Source organism: Hydrogenophaga sp. (assembly GCF_051007235.1).
Classification (GTDB): domain Bacteria; phylum Pseudomonadota; class Gammaproteobacteria; order Burkholderiales; family Burkholderiaceae_C; genus Hydrogenophaga.
Genome location: NZ_JBPCSJ010000342.1, coordinates 1 through 5,871 on the forward strand (window position 1 = coordinate 1; position 5,871 = coordinate 5,871).

General features: G+C 70.0%; 5 protein-coding genes. All 5 read left to right on the forward strand.

Going from position 1 to position 5,871, the window contains the following annotated elements; genetic code table 11:
• Positions 1–77 precede the first annotated feature (77 nt).
• Positions 78–1,250 carry an acyl-CoA dehydrogenase family protein gene (locus ACR2JA_RS12185; protein ID WP_434009347.1) on the forward strand — a complete coding sequence of 391 codons (1,173 nt, stop codon included), beginning with the start codon at positions 78–80 and terminating at the stop codon, positions 1,248–1,250.
• Between the two features lie 10 nt (positions 1,251–1,260).
• Positions 1,261–2,058, forward strand: a complete 798-nt coding sequence (locus ACR2JA_RS12190) for an enoyl-CoA hydratase/isomerase family protein (RefSeq protein WP_434009348.1) — start codon at positions 1,261–1,263, stop codon at positions 2,056–2,058.
• 136 nt (positions 2,059–2,194) lie between these two features.
• Positions 2,195–4,117, forward strand: coding sequence for a biotin carboxylase N-terminal domain-containing protein (locus ACR2JA_RS12195; protein WP_434009351.1), 1,923 nt, complete (start codon positions 2,195–2,197; stop codon positions 4,115–4,117).
• Positions 4,114–5,370 carry an acyl-CoA dehydrogenase family protein gene (locus ACR2JA_RS12200; RefSeq protein ID WP_434009349.1) on the forward strand — a complete coding sequence of 419 codons (1,257 nt, stop codon included), beginning with the start codon at positions 4,114–4,116 and terminating at the stop codon, positions 5,368–5,370. Before ACR2JA_RS12195 ends, ACR2JA_RS12200 begins: the two co-directional genes overlap by 4 nt.
• Positions 5,367–5,849, forward strand: coding sequence for a thioesterase family protein (locus ACR2JA_RS12205; RefSeq protein ID WP_434009350.1), 483 nt, complete (start codon positions 5,367–5,369; stop codon positions 5,847–5,849). The genes ACR2JA_RS12200 and ACR2JA_RS12205 overlap by 4 nt, the downstream gene beginning before the upstream one ends.
• The last annotated feature ends 22 nt before the right edge of the window (positions 5,850–5,871 follow it).

Genomic DNA, 5,871 nt, shown 5'->3' on the forward strand with positions numbered 1-5,871 from the left:
GAAGCCGCACAGCGCCAGCCGCGCCGCATGCAGTTCGGCGTCGCCCGCATGTAGACAAACAACACCAGGAGACAACGATGCAGTTCACCCACGAGCACCGCGAAATCCAGAAGACCCTCAAGCGCTTCATCGACGAGCAGATCAACCCGCACGTGGACGAATGGGAGGCGGCCGAGATCTTCCCCGCTCACGAGGTCTTCAAGCAGATGGGGCAGCTGGGCCTGCTGGGCCTGACCAAGCCCGAGGCCTACGGTGGCATGGGGCTGGACTATTCCTACAGCGTGGCCATGGCCGAGGCGCTGGGCCACATCCACTGCGGCGGCGTGCCCATGGCCATCGGCGTGCAGACGGACATGTGCACCCCGGCCCTGGCGCGGTTTGGCAGCGACGAGTTGCGCGCGCAGTTCCTGGCGCCCGCCATCGCGGGTGACGCGGTCGGCTGCATCGGCGTGAGCGAACCCGGCGCTGGCAGCGATGTGTCGGCCATCAAGACCGTGGCGCGCAAGGACGGCGACGACTACGTCATCAGCGGCCAGAAGATGTGGATCACCAACAGCCTGCAGGCCGACTGGATGTGCATGCTGGTCAACACCAGCGACGGCCCGGCGCACAAGAACAAGAGCCTGGTCATGGTGCCGCTGCGCGAGAACGGCAAGACCGTCAAAGGCTTCGAGGTCGGCCAGAAGATCAGGAAGATCGGCATGAACAGCAGCGACACCGGCCTGCTGTTCTTCGACGAGGTGCGCGTGCCGCAGCGCTACCGCATCGGGCAGGAAGGTGCCGGCTTCATCTACCAGATGCAGCAGTTCCCGGAAGAGCGCCTGTGGGCCGCCGCCAGCTGCCTGCAGAGCCTGACCAACTGCATCCAGTGGACGGTGGACTACGCGCAGGAACGCCAGCTGTTTGGCGCCACGCTGGCCGACCAGCAGTGGGTGCAGTTCAAGCTGGCCGAACTCAAGACCGAGGTCGAGAGCCTGCGCGCGCTGACCTACCAGGCCTGCGAACACTACGTGGCCGGCGAGGACGTGACCGAGTGGGCGACCATGGCCAAGCTCAAGGCCGGGCGCCTGAACCGCACCGTGCCCGACACCTGCCTGCAGTTCTGGGGCGGCATGGGCTTCACCTGGGACAACAAGGTTTCGCGCATGTACCGCGACGGGCGGCTGGCCTCCATCGGCGGTGGTGCCGACGAGGTGATGCTCGGCATCCTGACCAAAATCATGGGCATCGCCAAGCGCCCGGTGAAGTGAGGGCGACCCCATGAACAACTTTCTGGTGGTCCGTCAGGGCGACACCGAGCGCTGGACGCTCAACGACCCGGGCTCGCGCAACGCGCTGTCCGACGCGATGGTGGTGGCGCTGTTCGAGGCTTGCCTGCGCGCGCAGGCCGACGCCTCGCTGCGCACCGTGGTGCTGGCCGGTGCCGGCGGCGCCTTTTGCGCCGGCGGCAGCCTGGGGCACTTCGCCAGCGCCATCGGGCAGCCGCTGGCCGAGGGCGCGCACGACCCGCTGATCGACGCCAACCGCGCCTTTGGCGACGTGCTGCACGCGCTGACGCAGCTGCCCCAGTTGCTGGTGGTGGCGGTGGACGGGCCGGCCATGGGCGGGGGCTTTGGCCTGGTCTGTTGTGCCGACCTGGTGCTGGCCACCCAGCGTTCCGTGTTCGCCACGCCCGAGGTCACGCTGGGCCTGCCGCCGGCGCAGATCGCGCCCTATGTGTGGCAGCGCCTGGGGGATCGCGCAGCGCGCGAGTGCCTGCTGTCCGGGCGGCACCACAGCGCGCTGGAAGCCCAGGCGCTGGGCCTGGTCAACGCGGTGGTGGCCGACGGAGAGCTGGAAGCGGCCCTGGCCGACACCCTGGCCCGGTACCGCCTGGCCGCACCCGGCGCGGTGGCCGCCACCAAACAGCTGCTGCGCCGGCTGCACGGCCCGCTGCCCGACCTGCGCGACGAGGCCGCCATCGCCTTCGCGTCGGCCCTGCGCGGGCCGGAGGCCGCGTCCGGCCTCAGGGCATTCGCACGCAAGCAGCCCGCACCGTGGGCGGAGGGCAGCGCATGAAGCGGCTGCTGATCGCCAACCGCGGTGTTCGCGCTTGGGCGCGGGGGAGCGCTCACATCTGCGCGCAGCGCATGTGGAGCGCTCACCAAATGGCACGGCACGCGCAGCGTGCAGGGAGATGAGCCGCGTGACACGTTTGCAGAAACTTCTGATCGCCAACCGCGGCGAAATATCCCGCCGCATCATCCGCACCGCGCGCCGCATGGGTATCGCGACCGTGGCGGTGTTTTCGGATGCCGACCGCGACGCGCTTCACGTGCGCGAGGCCGACACCGCGGTGGCCCTGGGCGGCACCGCCTCGGCCGACAGCTACCTGCGCGCGGACAAACTCATCGCCGCCGCGCGCGCCAGTGGGGCCGATGCGGTGCACCCGGGCTACGGCTTCCTGAGCGAGAACGCCGACTTCGCCCAGGCCGTCATCGACGCCGGTCTGACCTGGGTCGGCCCGCCGCCCGCGGCCATCCACGCGCTGGGCAGCAAGTCCGCCGCCAAGGCCGTGGCGCTGCGCCAGGGCGTGCCGGTGCTGCCGGGTTACTTCGGCGCCGACCAGTCCGAGGCCACCTTTGCCGCCGAGGCGCAGCGCATCGGCTACCCCGTCATGGTCAAGGCTGTGGCCGGCGGTGGCGGCCGCGGCATGCGGCTCGTGCACAGCGCCGATCAACTGCCCGCCGCGCTGCACAGCGCGCGTTCCGAAGCGCTGGCCGGCTTCGGCAACGGCGACCTGCTGATCGAACGCGCGCTGCTGGCCCCGCGCCATGTGGAGGTGCAGGTGTTTGCCGACGCGCACGGCCACTGCATCCACCTGGGCGAGCGCGACTGTTCGGTGCAGCGCCGCCACCAGAAGATCATCGAAGAATCCCCCAGCCCTGCGGTGTCGCCCGAACTGCGCGCCGAACTCGGCCGCTGTGCGGTGGCGCTGGCGCAGGGCGCGGGTTATGTGGGCGCGGGCACGGTGGAGTTTCTGCTGGACGGCGGTCAGTTCTTCCTGATGGAGATGAACACCCGCTTGCAGGTCGAGCACCCTGTCACCGAGATGTTGAGCGGCTTGGATTTGGTTGAGTGGCAGATCCGCGTCGCCCGCGGGCAACCGCTGCCGCTCACGCAGGAACAGGTGCAACTGAGCGGCCACGCCATCGAAGTCCGCCTTTGTGCTGAAGACGAACACTTCACCCCGCACGCCGGCACGGTCCAACGCTTTGCTGAACCACCGCTCGCCGAGGGTCTGCGTTTTGACCACGCGCTGGAAAGCGGCAGCGTGGTCACCCCGCACTACGACGCCATGCTGGGCAAGCTGATCGCGCACGCGCCGACGCGCGCCGAGGCCATCGACCGTTTGGGTAATGCGCTGGACGAGACGGTGTTGCTAGGCCTGCCCAGCAACCGCGCGTTTCTGGCCGCCTGCCTGCGCCACCCGGTGTTCGCCGCGGGTGACGCCACCATTCCCTTCCTGGCGCAACACGGCGACTGCGTGCGCGAGGCGCTGGTCCCACCGCACGCTGCGCAGGTGGCCGCCGCGCTGGCCGCCACCTGGCTGGGGCGCCCTCTCACCGCGCTGCCCAGCCCTTTCGCCCGCCCGCTGCGCGTGCGGCTGAGCGAAACGACGGTGGACCTGCAGGTGCGCGAACTCGGCCACGGCGCGCTGCAGGTGCAGGCGGGCGAGCAGCGCCACCAGGCCCACGTCGGCACCGACACCGTCACGCTGGACGGTTTGACGCAGGTCGCTGCCGTGGTGCGCGGGCCCGACGGCCACCGCCACGTGCGCTGGGGCGCCCACGATCTGCGCCTGCAGGACCTGAGCCACACGGCGGCCGTGGCCAGCGGCAGCGGCCCCGCCGCGCGCGAGCTGCGGGCACGCTTCAACGGCAAGCTGGTGGCCGTGGCCGTCCAGCCGGGCGACCGCGTCGCGCGCGGGCAGACCCTGCTGACCATCGAGAGCATGAAGATCGAGCACCAGATCGCCGCGCCGCGCGACGGCACCCTGGCGTCTGTCTCGGTCGCGCCGGGTCAGCAGGTCGGCCCCGGTCAGGTACTGGTGATCTTTGAAGCGGAGGCCGCATGAGTGTCCACGCCACCGCCGACAGCAGCTTTGACGCCGCCGACCTGCAGGCCCTGACAGACACCGTGCGCCGCTTCGCCCTCGAACGCGTGCGCCCGCAGCTCGACGCCTGGGAAGCGGCCGGTGAAATCCCGCGCGACCTGTACCGTGACGCCGCCGACCTCGGCCTGCTCGGCCTGGGCTACCCGGAACACCTGGGCGGCACACCCGCGCCCTGGCGCGCGCGCAACGCGCTGTCGCAAACGCTGGCCCGCCACGGCACCAGCGGCGGCCTCATGGCCAGCCTGTTCTCGCTCAACATCGGCCTGCCGCCGGTGCTGGCCCACGGCTCGCCCGAGCTGCAGGCAGAGGTGGTGCCGCCCGTGCTGCGCGGCGAACGCATCGCAGCCCTGGGCATCACCGAACCCGGTGGCGGCTCCGACGTCGCCGCGCTGCGCACCACCGCGCGCCGCGAAGGTGACGATTTCGTCATCGACGGCGAAAAGGTCTTCATCACCTCCGGCATGCGCTGCGACTGGCTCACGCTCGCCGTCCGAACAGAGGTGGAGCCCCCACACTCCGCCGCTTCGCGGGTCGCTGCCCCCCACGGGGGCTCGGTCGCCTTGGGGCGGCCCGGCGGCGACCGGTCAGCCAACAAAGGCGCCAGCGGCATCAGCATGCTGGTCGTGCCCATGGACCGGCCCGGCATCTCGCGCAGCGCGCTGCACAAGATGGGCTGGCACTGCTCCGACACCGCGCACCTGCGCTTCGACGGCGTGCGCGTGCCGGTGCGTTACCGGCTGGGCGAAGAGGGCGCGGGCTTTCGCATGGTCATGGGCAACTTCAACGGCGAGCGCCTGGCCATGAGCGCCATGGCGCTGGGCTTTGCCCAGGCCTGCTACGACGAAGCCGTGGACTGGGCGCGCCAGCGCCAGACCTTTGGCGCTGCACTCATCGAGCGCCAGGCCATCCGCCACAAGCTCATGGACATGCGCATGCGCATCGAAAGCACCCAGGCCTGGGTGGACGCCGTCACCGCCCGCGCCGACGCGGGCGACCAGGGGCCGGACTGGGTAAGCCATGTCTGCCTGCTCAAGAACCACGCCACGCAGACCATGCAGTTCTGCGCCGACGCCGCTGTGCAGATCCTCGGCGGCATGGGCTTCATGCGCGGCACCGCCAGCGAACGCATCTACCGCGAAGTCAAGGTCATGATGATCGGCGGTGGCGCCGAAGAGATCATGAAAGAACTCGCCGCACGACAATCAGGACTATGAGCAAACACACCGCGCCCTTCACCGGCTTCGAGCCCGCGTTCATCGACGGCATCAAGGCCATCTTTGAAGAAAAGATCGTCTTCAACAAAGTGCTGGGCCTGAAGATCACCAGCCTCACGCCCGAACGCGTGACCGCGCGCATCGACATGCGCCCCGAACTGGTGGGCCACTACAGCTACAACCGCGTGCACGGCGGCGTCATCAGCGCCGGGCTCGACACCACCGGCGCGCTGGCCGTCATGGCCGCCATCGGCGCCCGCCACATGGACGAGCCGCCCGAACAGCGCCTGCAGCGCTTCTCCAAGCTCGGCACCATCGACCTGCGCGTGGACTACCTGCGCCCCGGCATCGGCGAACACTTCGAACTGCGCGCCGAGGTCATGCGCCTGGGTTCGCGCGTGGGCTCCACCCGCATGGAGTTCGTGGGCGCCGACGGCAAGCTGCTGTCTTGCGGCTCGGGCGCGTACATCGTCTCCTGACGCCATGGCGCGCCAGGCCCGC